Below are 12,849 nucleotides of genomic sequence, written 5' to 3'. Positions count from 1 at the left end.
GCAGGGAGCGGGTCGGATGCCCGCGCACGCCGCGCTCCGGGCGGGTCCGGTCACGCGGAGCGCCCGGTCCGCCGCCGGTGCCGGGCCACCCGGGCGCGGTTGCCGCAGACCTCGCTGGAGCACCAGCGGCGGCGCCGGCCGCGCGAGGTGTCCAGGTAGACCAGCGAGCAGCCCGCGCACTGCCGGAGCCGGCCGCGCGCCACCGGGTCGGCGAGCAGCGCGACGGCGTCCCGGGCCACCGCCGCCAGCAGCCCGGCGCAGTCCGGCGGCGCGGCCAGGGCGCCGGCCAGCGCTCCGTCCGGGCCGCGGACGAGGTGCACCGCGGGCGGCGGGGCGGCGGCCGCGGAGTTCAGCTCGGCCAGGTCGGACGCGGCGGCCCGGCCGAGCAGTTCGGCGCGGACCACCCGGCCCAGCAGCTCGCGCAGCGCCCGGAAGCGGGCTACCCAGCGGGCGTCGACGCCGTCGAGCGGGGCGCCGGGCGGCACCACCGCGGCGCCGGCCAGCCAGGCGGCCAGCGGCGCGGGGCCGGTGAGCAGTTCGCCGGCGGCCGGCCCGGCGCCGGCGGTGGCCACCAGGTCCAGGCAGGTCCGCCCGCAGTCGAACCGGAAACCGTAGGGGACTGCCATGTGCCTGTCACTCCTCGGGAACGGACGCGGGGCCGCGGGAAAGAGGGCGGAGGGGGCGTACGGGAGCGTTCCCAGGGTGCCCGGCCGCGCCGCCCGCCGGAACCCCGCGTTGCCGGGCCGCACCGCGCACCGGCCGCCCGCACTCCGCCGCTCCTCCCGGACCCGCCTCGTCGGGAATGACTAGAAACGCGCTGTAGACCACGCGCGTAGACACCGCGCGTATACATCTGCTGTATAGTCCGGCGCCATGTCCTCTCCCCTGCTCAAGAACCGCGCCAGCCTGACCCACAAGCTCGGTTACGCGGTCCGCAACCCGGCCCGGATCGCCCCCTACGTCAAGCGCACCGCGCGCGACACCTGGCTGCGCCTGAAGCACCCCGACCACGTCGCGTACTACCGCGCGGTGATGGCCTCCGACGCCGGGCGCAGCCCGGAGGCCGCGGTCGGCAGCCGCAGCCACGAACGCTGGCTGGCCCTGGGCGAGATGCAGTTCGACTACCTCGTGGAGCACGGGCTGCAGCCCGAGCACCGGATGCTCGACATCGGCTGCGGCAACCTCCGCGCCGGCTGGCGCTTCATCGCCCACCTGGACGCCGGCAACTACTACGGCATCGACATCTCGCCGGACATCCTGATAGCCGCCAAGCAGACCCTGACGAGGTACGAACTCCAGGACAAGCTCCCGCATCTGACGATCACTCAGGATCTGAAGCTGGAGTTCCTGCCGACCGGACACTTCGACGTCGTCCACGCGCACAGCGTCTTCTCGCACTCGCCGCTGACCGTGATCGACGAGTGCCTGGCGCACGTCGGCCGGATCCTGGCGCCGGGCGGGTTCTTCGACTTCACCTTCGACCGCACCGAGGGCGCCGAGCACCAGGTGCTGCGGGAGGACTTCTACTACCGGACCGAGACGCTGCTGCGACTGGCCCGCAAGCACGGGCTGGAGGCGCGGTTCATGGAGGACTGGGAGACCCGGCCGCACGGCCAGTCCAAGATCCGGGTCAGCAATCCGGCGTGAGCAGGCGGCAGCCGGCACGCGAGCGGCGGGCGGCGGGCGGGCGGCGGGCGGCGGGCGGCACGCGAGCGACCGGCGGCCGCCCCGTAGGAGCGCGCGCCCCTCACGAAACCTCCGGCCGGCGCGGTACGGAGGCATGCGCCGAGTCACCGCGGCACACCCTCGGCGTACGAGGCGGGGGTGATGCGCCGCCATGCACCACGCGCCCCCCTCTTCACCCGTACGGGGTAGTGGCACGTGCCCCGGACACTGCCAGCCTTTTTATCCGACGCACGGAGTAACCAGCCCACCACACTCCGTCGCTGGTGCGGAGCCTCCTCCCGCACCGGTGGCGGCCGTTCGCCTCTGCCAGGGCGCCTCACCCGCCCCCGCAGGGATGCCGGGCTCCCCGGACAACCGGAAGGAAAGGGATGCGATGCACCGACCACCGCAGCGGATCACCGGCGGACGGTACGGCTCCTGACCTCCCCCAGCCACCCACTGGGCGGGGCGCCCCCAGCGGCAGCCGGGAGTGCCCCGACCGCCGCGCGATCCCCGCCGGGGCGCCTCCCCTGCCCCGGCGCCGAGGGCCGGTCCGGCCCCCCTGACGGCCGGCCGGCCCCGGGCCCGCCCACCCCGAGGCCAAGGAGCGGTACCCCGTGGATTTCCTGGTGTTCCCCGACCACCCCGTCGGCGACCGGCTCGCGGCCGGTCTGCCCCGGACCTCGGCCACCCGCACCGTCGCCCACCTCTCCGGCCGCCCCTGGATCGTCGGCCACTGGCGGCGCGAGGAGGTGGTGACCGCCCGGGTCGGCCCGCGCTGCGCGGTGCTCCTGGGCACCACCTCGGCCACCCCGGGCGCGCTGGCCCGGCTGCTGCACCGGCTGCGCGATCTGGACGACCTCGCCGAGCTCCGCCACGAACTCCCCGGCAGCTTCTTCCTGTTGGCCTGCATGGGCGCCGAGATCCGCAGCCGGGGCAGCCTCTCCGCGGTCCGCCGGCTGCACCGCACGGACCTCGGCGGCATCACGGTCCTGGGCAGCCGCCCGCAGGACCTGGCCGCGCTGGCCCGTACGGCGGCCGCCGCCGGGCTGCCCGGCGCGCCGCGCACCGGCGCGCTCGACGAGGAGGCGTTGGCCGTCCGGCTGCTCGCCCCCGGCGCCCCGCTGCCGCTCGCGCAGCGCACCCCCTGGCGGGCGGTGCACGCGGTACCGCCCGGCCACTGCGCCGCCCACGACCCCGCCGGCCGCTACCGCGAGCTGCGCTGGTGGCGCCCACCAGAGCCGGAGCTGCCGCTTCCGGACGCCGCCGAGGCGGTCCGGCAGGCCCTCAGCGCTGCGGTGCACGCCCGGACGGACCGGGCGGTCCTCAGCGCCGACCTCACCGGCGGCCTGGACTCCACCAGCGTCTGCTTCCTGGCCGCCCGCGACTCCACCGAGCTGATCACCACCGCCTGGGAGGGCCGCGATCCGGCCGACGACGACCCCTTGTGGAGCGCCCACAGCGCCTACCGCCTCAGCCGGGTCCGCCGGGCCGGCCGCCACCTCCCCCTCCCGTACACCGACGCCCCCACCTGGTACACCCCGCCCGAGCAGCCGGCGGACACCGATCCGGCCGGTCCGCTCGGCGCCGTCCGGGAAGCGGCCCGGCTGGTCCACCAGGCGCGGCTGGTCGCCGCCTTCGGCTCCCGGATGCACCTGGCCGGCACCGGCGGCGACGCACTGTTCACACCCCGGCCGCTGGCGCTCAACTCCCTCGCCCGCGGCGACGTCCGCGCCGCCCTCCGGCTGGCCCGCCGCGCCCGGCGGCTCGCCCCCTGGTCGCTGCCGGCCACCGTGCGCACCCTCCTCGGCGGCCGCTCCTACCCCCGCTGGCTGGCCGCCGGCGCCGACCGGATCGCCCCCGGCGCGCGCCGCCGCCCCGGCGGTGCGGACTGGGAGGACGTCCCGGCGATGCCGCCCTGGGCGCACCCGGACGCGGTCGCCACGGTCCGCCGGCTGCTGCGCGAGGCCGCCGCCGCGGCGCCCGAGCCGCTGGACCCGCTGCGCGCCCAGCACGAGGTGGCCGCCGCGGCGGTCCGTGCCGGCGCACGGGTGCGCGGCATCGACGCGCTGATGTCGGCGCACGGTGTGGCGTACGAGGCGCCGTTCCTGGACGACGCGGTGATCGAGGCGGCGCTGGCCGTCCGGCTCGCGGACCGGGTACCGGGCGGCGGCGAGCCGGTGCTGACCGCGGCGATGCGCGGCACCGTGCCGGGCCCGGTCCTGGGCCGTGGCGGCCGGCGCGCGCACAGCGCGGAGCTGCACGCGGGGCTGCGCCGCAACCGCCGGGCGCTGGCCGCACTGTGCGCCGACTCCCGACTGGCGGCGCTGGGCCTGATCCGCCCGGAGGCGCTGCGCCCGGTGCTGACGTCCCTGCAGCCGGACACCGGCGCACTGCGTCCGCTGGACCCGACCCTGGCCGCCGAGTTCTGGCTGCGCGCACTGCCGCCCCCGCAGGCGTACGACGCGCTGCCGGCGCCCGCCGCGCGGATGTCCGCCCCGGCCGCCGAGAACGGCTGAGCCGGGCCCGCGCCTGCCGGGCCGCGCCGGCTCAGCCGTTGGGCTCGGCGGGCGGGCCCATCCAGATCGTCGGCTCGCAGATGTTCATCCGGGTCTTCTTGCCCTTCTCGTCCCGGACCTTTATCACCTTCTGGTGGCGGTCCCGCGGCGCGCCCACCAGCACCTCGTCATTGCTGACCAGGCAGTCGGCGGGCGTGATGCCCGGCGCGTGGTCCTTGTAGCGCAGGTTGGTGGTGACGGTGCCGCCGCGCGCGAGGTCTATCGGCATGGTGTGGCCCTGCCCCTTGCCGTCCGACTCCGGCCCCTTGCCGACGTGGACCGCGAAGGTGGGGAAGCCGTTGAAGACACACGGCTGCGAGCCCTTGTTGACGACCGACAGCCGGGCCTCCCGATGGGTGCTGTGCGGCGCCGCCTTGAGGACGGTGACCTTCCAACCCAGGCTCTTGGTCCGGCAGTTGGCGTGCAGCGCCGCCATCCGCCCCGAACCGCAGCCGGTCAGTCCCAGCCCGGCGGTCACGGTCAAGGCGAGTGCGGCCATCGTCGTCGCGAGCACGGAACGTCGCTGCACGACTCCCCCCTGTTCCATCCGTTCGTCCTGTTCGCACACATCGTTCGCTCACGATGTCCTTCCGTAAGGAAGGTTTTTCGGCGCCTTTGGTTGCCTGCAACCCGAGGAGAGATATGCGTCACGTAAAGAGATCCGCTCAAGCGACGGCCGCGGACGGCCCGGCGCGCTCCCGGCGCACCGCGGATCTTACGGCCCCTCAGCGCCCGCAGCCGCCACGCCCATCGCCGCGGCGTCCGCCGCCGGCAGCCACCAGCCGCCGCGGGGCGGCGTCCGCCAGCCCTCCCGGGCCCCCAGGTCCCGGGCGGCGGCCCGCAGCGCGTCCAGCCCGGGATGCCGCAGCCCCCGCCGCCACACCATCCCCACCGGCGACAGCGGCACCGGCTCGACCACCGGCCGCAGCACCATCCCCGACACCTCGATGAACTCCATGCTCGCCAGCACCGACCAGCCGCGCTTGCGCACCACCCGCACGAACTCCTCCGCCCCCTCGATCTCCGGGAACGGCGCCGCCATCGCGATCCCCCGCCCCGCGAAGAGCCGCGCCGCCAGCTCCGTCCACTCCGCGGTGTGCGGATTCCCGGCGGCCGCGTAGAGCGTCTCGCCGGCCAGCCGGTGCAGCGGTACGGAGCCGGCGGCGGCCAACGGATGGTCCGCGGCCAGCAGCACCGCCATCGGCTCCAGCCGGACCGGCTGATGGCGGAGCCCGGCCCGGACCTCGGCCGGCAGCCCCGCGAACCGCCCGAACGAGACGTCCAGCCGCCCGGCCGCCAACTCCGCGGCGGCCCCGGCCAGTCCGCTGTGGAAGCGGGCGACCAGTTCAAGGCTGTCCGGCAGCCGCCGCCGGGCCTCCGCCAGCACCCGGTAGGCGGTGCCGACCGGCGCCCGCACGTCCACCACCAGCGGCCGCTCCGGCTCCGCCCGGAAGGCCGCGGCCAGTTCCTCGTGAGCCGCCAACACCCGGCGCGCGTACGGCAGCAGCCGCTCGCCCTGGGCGGTCAGCGCCACCTGCCGGGTGGTCCGGACGAACAGCTGCGCCCCCAACTCCCGCTCCAGCCGCCGGACATCGCGGCTGAGTGCCTGCTGGGCGACGTACAGCCGGGCGGCGGCCCGGGTGAAGTGCAGCTCTTCGGCGACGGCGGTGAACGCCCGCAGCAGCCGGGGGTCGGTGTCGTAGGGCACCGGCCCATCCTCACACCGGACACCGGCCGGCCACACCGCGTTTGCGCACTTCACGGACCCGGTCCCGGCACTCACACCACAGGTGCGTCAATCGTCCCGCGCAGGTGTTGGACGGCCGGCGGCCACCACCGCGACCGTGGACGGCATGATCCTCTTCCTGGCCGCCCGCCCCGTCACGCCGCCCGCCCGGCCCGCCCGCCGCCGCTCGCCCTACGCCCGGCTCTTCGCCGTCCCCGGCGCCCGCGCCTTCACCGCGGCCAACCTCCTGGCCCGGCTGCCGATGGGGATGCTGAGCGTCAGCGCGGTCCTGATGATCGCCGGCAGCCGCGGCTCCTACGCCCTGGCCGGGGCGGTCACCGCCACCGGACTCGCCGCGACCGCACTGGTCGGCCCCTTGACCGCCCGGCTCATCGACCGCCACGGCCAGGCCAGGATCGCCGTCCCCGCCACCGCCGTCGCGATCCTCGGCTCGCTCTCCCTGCTCCTGTGCGTCCGCTCCGGCGCCCCCGACTGGACCCTCTTCGCCTCCTACGCCGCCACCGCCACCACCCCCAACACCGGTGGGATGTCCCGCGCCCGCTGGGCGCACCTCCTCCGCGACGACCCGGCCGCCCGGCACACCGCCAACTCCTTCGAGCAGGCCGTCGACGAACTGTGCTTCCTGCTCGGCCCGGTCCTCGCGACGCTGCTGTGCACCTCCGTCGCCCCGGAGGCCGGCACCGCCACGGCGGCCGCCCTGCTGCTCACCGGCGTGCTGCTCTTCGCGGCCCAGCGCCGTACCGAACCGCCCGTTCTCCCGCCCGCCCCGGGACGCCCCCGCTCCCCGCTGCGCACCCGCGGCCTGCCGCCCCTCCTGCTCACCTTCCTCGCCACCGGCGCGGTGTTCGGCTCCCTGGAGGTCGTCACGCTCGCCTACGCCGACGCGCACGGCTTCCGCCCAGCGGCCGGCGGTCTGCTCGCCCTCCAGGCGGCCGGCTCCGGCGCGACCGGGCTGCTGCTCGGCCTGCTGCCCCCGGCGGCCCGGCCGGCCCGGCGCTTCCTGCTCTGCGTCGCCGCGATGGCCGCACTGCTGACGCTGCCGCTGCTGGCCGCCGCCGCGGCCGTCCCGGTGCTGCTCGCCGCGGCCCTGCTCACCGCCGGGACCGCCACCGCCCCGACCATGGTCACCGGCATGGGCCTGATCCAGTCCCGCACCCCGCCCGGCCGGTTGAACGAGGGGATGACGCTGGCGGTGACCGCGCTGCTGGCCGGGATCGCGGCCGGCTCGGCGACCGGCGGCTGGGCCGCGGAGCACCTGCCCTCCCCCACCTTCGGCTACGCCGTACCGACCGCGGCCGCCGCGCTGGCCCTCGCCATCACGGCGACGACCACGGCAATGGCTGCCCGGCGAACCTGAAGGACGGGCGGCCCCGAGTCCCATGGGGGTGCGGGTGGCAAGGCCCCCGCTACGCGCGGCAAAGCCGCGCAAAAACAACGAAGGCGACGCGGCCCGCGCTTTACGCGGGCACACGTCGCCTGTCGTCTTCGTGGAGATGGCGGGAATCGAACCCGCGTCCAACGGTGCGGAATCAGGGCTTCTCCGAGTGCAGTCCGCTGCGCTTTTCTCGGCCCCGGAGATCACACGGACAAGTCTCCGACGGGCCCAGTCACTGTTTGATTTCCTTCTGCACCCCGTGACCGGGTACAGAAGTGGAGTCCCCTAGCTGATGCCAGGATCCGGGTCGGGAACAGCCCCGGGCTGACACTTCGCAGGTCGCTACTTAGGCAGCGAGGGCGAAGGAATCGCGCTTGGTGTTGGCGATTATAGGTTTCGGCATGTGGTTTACGAGATCATTGCCGCTTCCTCGACTCGCTTCCCCTGCTTCGACATCCGCTGTCGAAACCGATCATCCCCATGTTTTCTTTTCAAGGTGGTGCCACACCCTCGCGGGGTGTGCACCCATCGTACGTGACCAACGCACGACGGTGCCAGCAGATTCCCGGCGGCCTTCCGCGAACCCGGTCCGGCCGCCGGTATGTCAGGCCCGCTGCCGGCGCCGGACCGCCGAGATCGCCCGATCCGTCTCGCGGCGGTCCTGCTTCTCACGCAGCGTCTGCCGCTTGTCGTACTCCTTCTTGCCCTTGGCCAGCGCGATCTCGACCTTGGCCCGGCCGCCCTTGAAATACAGGGCCAGCGGCACGATCGTGTGGCCCGTCTCCTCGGACTTGACCTCCAGCTTGTCGATCTCGACGCGGTGCAGCAGCAGCTTCCGCTTCCGCCGCGCACTGTGATTCGTCCAGGTGCCCTGTGCGTATTCCGGGATATGGACGTTGTGCAGCCAGGCTTCTCCGCCGTCGATCTGGACAAATCCATCCACGAGCGACGCCCGGCCCTGGCGCAGCGACTTCACCTCGGTGCCGCTCAGGACCAGACCGCACTCATAGGTGTCCAGAATGTGGTAGTCGTGCCGCGCCTTCTTGTGCTGCGCGACGAGCTTGCGCCCGTCGTCCTTCTCTTTGCCCTTGCCCTTGGTAGCCATAGTGCGGCCATTTTCGCACTACGTACCGGCCCCGAGGCCACTCAATACTGTGCGGGCCTGCTTTTCGGCGTGCTCCTCGACGAGGAGGTCCGGGGTGATGCCGGCGCCGTCCACCGCCCGGCCGGACGGGGTGCGGTAGTGGCCGACGGTCAGTTCCGCGACCGAACCGCCCGGGAGCCGGCTGGGCATCTGGACCGAGCCCTTGCCGAACGTCGGGGTGCCCACCACCACCGCCCGGCCGCGGTCCTGGAGGGCCCCGGAGAGCAGTTCGGCGGCGCTCATCGTGCCGCCGTCCACCAGCACCACCAAGGGGGTCCGGGTGTCGCCGGTGCCCTCGGCGTACAGGGCGCGCTGGTTGCCGTGCACGTCGTAGGTGGCGACCAGGCCGCCGTCGAGGAAGGCCGACGCGGTGGCGACGGCCTCGCTCACCAGGCCGCCGGTGTTGCCGCGCAGGTCCAGCAGCAGCCCGTCCCGCAGGTCCGCACCGGGCAGCGCGCGGCGGACCGCGGCCCCGGTGCCCTTGGCGAACGAGGTGATCTTGATGCGGGTCGGACCGCCGCCCGGGCGGTCCACGGTGACGTTCTCGGTGTGCAGCCGGGTGCGGCGCAGGGTCGCGCTCCAGTGGCGGGCGCCGCGCCGCAGTTCCAGTCGGACGGGGGTGCCGGCGGCGGAGCCCGCGACGTCCTCGCCGCGCAGCCGGCCGACGGTCTCGGTGACCGGCCGCCCCCGGACGGGCCGGCCGTCGACGGCGTCGAGCCGGTCGCCGACGGCGATCCCGGAGCGGGCGGCGGGGCCGCCGGGCTGCACCCGGGACACCGTGATCCGGCCGTCGTCCCGCTGCCGCACCCACAGCCCGACGCCGACGTAGGCGCCGTCCAACTGGTCCTGGAAATCCTCGAATTCACCGGGGGTGTAGACCGTCGACCAGCGGTCACCGCTGCGGCTGACGGCCTCGGCGGCGGCCTGCGCACCGGACTTGCCGTCCGCGACGGCCTGGGCGGCGGCCCGTTGGACGGCCGCCCGGTCGGCGACCGCGCCGCCGGCGGCGTACTCGTCGCCGCCGCCCCACGTGCCGGTGGCCGCGCCCGCGGCGAGCACTCCGGCGAGGAACAACGTCAGGGCCGCCCCGCGGCGGATGCGGCGGAGCCGGTCGTACGACCACGGGCCCGACATGCCGGTGAGTCTAGGCGACGAAAGGGCGCCGTACGGCGAGTTGACCGTACGGCGCCCTTGGCGAAGCTCACACCTTGAGGTACTTGCGCAGCGCGAAGAACGCGGCGAGCGCGGGCATCAGCAGCCCGATGAGCAGGACCAGCGGCAGCACCGCCAGGACGGAGTCCCAGCCGATGAAGTTGATCACCTGGATCTGCTTGGCCAACCACTGGTTGATCATGACGTACTTGCCGCCGACGAGCAGCACGCAGGCGAACACCGCGCCGATCAGGCCGGCGATCGCGGCCTCCATGATGAACGGCAGCTGGATGTAGAAGCTGGACGCACCGACCAGCCGCATGATGCCGGTCTCCCGGCGGCGGCTGAACGCCGACACCCGCACGGTGTTGACGATCAGCATCAACGCCACCACCAGCATCAGGCCCATGACACCCAGGGCCGCGTACCGCATACCGTCCAGGAGACGGAACAGCGGCTCGACGGTGTCCCGTTGGTCCTGGACCTGCTCGACACCGGGCCGCTCGGAGAACGCGGACTTGATGACGTCGAACTTCGTCGGGTCCTTGAGCTTGACCCGGAAGGACTCCGGCAGCTGGTCGGGCGTCACCAGACCGGCCACGGGGGTGTCCCCGAACTGCTCCTTGTAGTGCTTGTACGCCTGGTCGCTCGTCTCGTGCTCCACGTTCTGCACCAGCGGGAGCCGGTGCAGTTCGGCGAGGATGTCCTTCTTCTGCTGCTCGGTCGCCGCGCCCTTGGCGCAGTTGGCGGCCGACTCGGCGTCGTTCTTGTTGCAGAAGAAGATGGAGACGTTGACCTTGTCGTACCAGTAGCCCTTCATCGTGTTGACCTGATCGCGCATCAACAGCGAGGCGCCGAACAGGCTGAGCGAGAGGGCTACCGAGACGATGACGGCGAAGGTCATCGTGAGATTTCGGCGGAGACCGACGCCGATCTCCGACAGGACGAACTGGGCGCGCATCGCGTCCTTTCAGTGCTGGTAGCCGTACACGCCGCGCGACTGGTCGCGTACGAGCCGGCCCTTCTCAAGTTCCATGACCCGCTTGCGCATCTGGTCGACGATCTGCTGGTCGTGGGTGGCCATGACCACCGTCGTACCGGTGCGGTTGATCCGGTCCAGCAGCTTCATGATGCCGACGGAGGTCTGCGGGTCGAGGTTGCCGGTGGGCTCGTCGGCGATGAGCAGCAGCGGGCGGTTGACGAAGGCCCGCGCGATGGCGACGCGCTGCTGTTCACCACCGGACAGCTCGCCGGGCATGCGGTCCTCCTTGCCGCCGAGGCCGACGAGTTCGAGGACTTCGGGCACCGTCTTGCGGATCTGTCCGCGCGGCTTGCCGATGACTTCCAGGGCGAAGGCGACGTTCTGTCCCACCGTCTTGTTGGGGAGCAGGCGGAAGTCCTGGAAGACCGTCCCCACCTGGCGGCGCATCTGCGGCACCTTCCAGTTGGAGAGCTTGGCCAGGTCCTTCCCCAGAACGTGGACGGCGCCATGGCTGGCGCGCTCCTCGCGCAGGAGCAGTCGCAGGAAGGTGGACTTACCGGAGCCCGAGGAGCCCACCAGGAAGACGAACTCGCCACGCTCGATCTCCAGGGAGACGTCCCTGAGGGCGGGGCGGTTCTGCTTCGGGTAGGTCTTTGAGACGTTGTCGAATCGGATCACAGATGCACCACGGTCGACCTGGGTAGGGGCACGGGTTGCCGGTTACGGCTCCCGTCGGTGTGCGAGACCCTACGCGAACCTCGGGTGGGGACGAAGCCGCCGGCGGGGGTTGGTGGGTTTCTTCACGGCTCCTCCGGGACAAAAGGCGCACAATGCCGGGCGGGCAGCCGGACGCGATCGGCGGGGCGCGCCGTACCGCGGCGGACCTGGCACAGTGGTAGGGGGAACCCACCCGCCTCCTGGCGCGTTGGTCCAGTGAAGTAAGGAGGTCGCATGACGTACGACCGATTGGTGTGCGCCAACTGCGCGGCCCCTGTGAGCGAGGGCCGCTGCCCTGTGTGCCGGGCCAGCAGGGAACGGCTCCAGCAGCAAGCGGGCTTTTTCGGCCAGCTCAATCCCGTGGTGCTGGCGGCCCTGCTGGTCGCGCTGATCGCGCTCGCGGTGCTGCTCCGCCAGGCCGTCTGAGGGGCGCCGCCCTCCCGCGGCTCCGCTGAGTGACGGTGCCGCCGCGCAGGGTGCCGCCGCGGGCGCCCCACTCCCATGAACGCCCGAGGGGCCCGGGACGCCATGCGTCCCGGGCCCCTCGTCGTGTGCCGCGTCGGCGTCAGGCAGCCGCCGCGCCGCCACCGTTCTTGTTGATCAGACGGGGCAGGACCCGGAAGCCCACACCGCCGGCGATCATCGTCGCCGCGCCGATCAGCAGGAAGGTCGTGCCGGACGAACCGGTCTCGGCCAGCTGACCGCCCTTGGCCTGCTGCTTGGCCTGGCCCGGGGTGTCGACGACCTGCTCCTTGCCCTGGCCCGGCTGCTCGACCGGCTTGGAGCCCTCATTGTCGGTGCCGGTACCGGTGCTGTCGCCGCCGGTGCTGCCGCCACCGGTGGTGCTGCCACCGGAGTGGCCACCGGAGTTGCCGCCGCCGGTGGTGCTGCCACCGGAGTGACCGCCGGTGCTGCTGCCGCCGTTGGACTGGCCGCCGGAGTTCTGGCCGCCGTTGGACTCGCCGCCCGTGGACTGACCACCGGAGTTCTGACCGCCGTTGGACTGGCCACCGTTGGACTGACCGCCGGAGTTCTGGCCGCCGTTGGACTGACCACCGGAGTTCTGGCCACCGTTGGACTCGCCACCGGAGTTGTGGCCACCGGTGGTCTCACCGCCGTTGGACTCACCGCCCGTGGACTGACCACCGGAGTTGTGACCGCCCGTGGTCTCGCCACCGGTGGTCTCACCGCCCGTGGTCTCGCCGCCGGAGGTCTGGCTGCCGATCTCGCCACCGGTGGACTCGCCGCCGGTCGACTCACCGCCGGTGCTCTCGCCACCGGTGGAGTTGCCGCCGCCGGTCTCGTCGCAGAACAGGTGCAGCGGGTCGAGAATGTTGCAGTTGTCGCCGCCGCTCCGGGTCTGACCGGTCTCGGCGGCCGATGCCGCACCGGCCGCGGTGAGCGACGCACCGGCCGCGATCACCGCTCCGGCCGCAATGCGTGCCACGCGCAGCCGCGTCTTCTTCGTCATGTACTGCTACCCCCAGTAGCCGAACTCGTCATTGGAGC

Annotated in this window: 12 protein-coding genes and 1 other RNA gene; 4 read left to right on the top strand and 9 right to left on the bottom strand. The window is 73.4% G+C overall.

Translation table 11 applies throughout. The features are described 5' to 3' along the window. Positions 1–50: 50 nt before the first annotated feature. On the bottom strand, positions 51–626 hold the full coding sequence (locus ACIQE0_RS32480) for a CGNR zinc finger domain-containing protein (RefSeq protein ID WP_402338800.1): 576 nt from the start codon (positions 624–626) through the stop codon (positions 51–53). Positions 627–873: 247 nt separating this feature from the next. On the opposite strand from ACIQE0_RS32480, the gene ACIQE0_RS32475 reads away from it, so the two are divergent. Beyond that, positions 874–1,647: a class I SAM-dependent methyltransferase gene (locus ACIQE0_RS32475; protein ID WP_402338799.1), complete on the top strand. Its 774-nt coding sequence runs from the start codon at positions 874–876 to the stop codon at positions 1,645–1,647. A gap of 635 nt (positions 1,648–2,282) precedes the next feature. Then, entirely contained in the window at positions 2,283–4,184 is a 1,902-nt protein-coding gene (locus tag ACIQE0_RS32470; RefSeq protein WP_402338798.1) for an asparagine synthase-related protein, read from the top strand. A gap of 31 nt (positions 4,185–4,215) precedes the next feature. Here the strand turns inward: ACIQE0_RS32470 and ACIQE0_RS32465 are convergent, their stop codons facing one another. Next, positions 4,216–4,752, bottom strand: a complete 537-nt coding sequence (locus ACIQE0_RS32465; RefSeq protein ID WP_366332620.1) for a DUF4232 domain-containing protein — start codon at positions 4,750–4,752, stop codon at positions 4,216–4,218. A gap of 186 nt (positions 4,753–4,938) precedes the next feature. Beyond that, positions 4,939–5,931, bottom strand: a complete 993-nt coding sequence (locus ACIQE0_RS32460; protein WP_402338797.1) for a LysR family transcriptional regulator — start codon at positions 5,929–5,931, stop codon at positions 4,939–4,941. A gap of 145 nt (positions 5,932–6,076) precedes the next feature. Between ACIQE0_RS32460 and ACIQE0_RS32455 the strand changes: the two genes are divergently transcribed. Next, the gene (locus ACIQE0_RS32455) at positions 6,077–7,327 is read left to right on the top strand and encodes an MFS transporter (protein ID WP_402338849.1); all 1,251 of its coding nucleotides are present in this window, start codon (positions 6,077–6,079) and stop codon (positions 7,325–7,327) included. A gap of 128 nt (positions 7,328–7,455) precedes the next feature. On the opposite strand, the gene ssrA is transcribed toward ACIQE0_RS32455, so the two are convergent. The 5 genes from ssrA to ftsE all read right to left on the bottom strand — a co-directional run bounded on the left by ssrA (position 7,456) and on the right by ftsE (position 11,301). Next, positions 7,456–7,825, bottom strand: a transfer-messenger RNA (tmRNA) gene (gene ssrA, locus ACIQE0_RS32450). A gap of 124 nt (positions 7,826–7,949) precedes the next feature. Further along, positions 7,950–8,450 carry an SsrA-binding protein SmpB gene (gene smpB / locus ACIQE0_RS32445; protein WP_366332616.1) on the bottom strand — a complete coding sequence of 167 codons (501 nt, stop codon included), beginning with the start codon at positions 8,448–8,450 and terminating at the stop codon, positions 7,950–7,952. An 18-nt stretch (positions 8,451–8,468) separates the two neighbouring features. Continuing rightward, the gene (locus ACIQE0_RS32440; protein WP_402338796.1) at positions 8,469–9,623 is read right to left on the bottom strand and encodes a S41 family peptidase; all 1,155 of its coding nucleotides are present in this window, start codon (positions 9,621–9,623) and stop codon (positions 8,469–8,471) included. Positions 9,624–9,690: 67 nt separating this feature from the next. Then, entirely contained in the window at positions 9,691–10,602 is a 912-nt protein-coding gene (gene ftsX / locus ACIQE0_RS32435) for a permease-like cell division protein FtsX (protein ID WP_366332613.1), read from the bottom strand. Between the two features lie 9 nt (positions 10,603–10,611). Further along, the gene (gene ftsE, locus ACIQE0_RS32430; RefSeq protein WP_100604605.1) at positions 10,612–11,301 is read right to left on the bottom strand and encodes a cell division ATP-binding protein FtsE; all 690 of its coding nucleotides are present in this window, start codon (positions 11,299–11,301) and stop codon (positions 10,612–10,614) included. Positions 11,302–11,574: 273 nt separating this feature from the next. Here ftsE and ACIQE0_RS32425 point away from each other — a divergent pair, with 273 nt between their 5' ends. After that, on the top strand, positions 11,575–11,766 hold the full coding sequence (locus tag ACIQE0_RS32425; protein WP_274915448.1) for a hypothetical protein: 192 nt from the start codon (positions 11,575–11,577) through the stop codon (positions 11,764–11,766). Between the two features lie 139 nt (positions 11,767–11,905). On the opposite strand, the gene ACIQE0_RS32420 is transcribed toward ACIQE0_RS32425, so the two are convergent. Continuing rightward, positions 11,906–12,811, bottom strand: coding sequence for a hypothetical protein (locus tag ACIQE0_RS32420; protein ID WP_402338795.1), 906 nt, complete (start codon positions 12,809–12,811; stop codon positions 11,906–11,908). Positions 12,812–12,849 lie beyond the last annotated feature (38 nt).

It is taken from the genome of Streptomyces sp. NPDC093097, from assembly GCF_044754325.1.
Lineage (GTDB): Bacteria > Actinomycetota > Actinomycetes > Streptomycetales > Streptomycetaceae > Streptomyces.
Note: the sequence above shows the minus strand (reverse complement) of the source record. Positions and strands in the feature narration are given on the sequence as shown.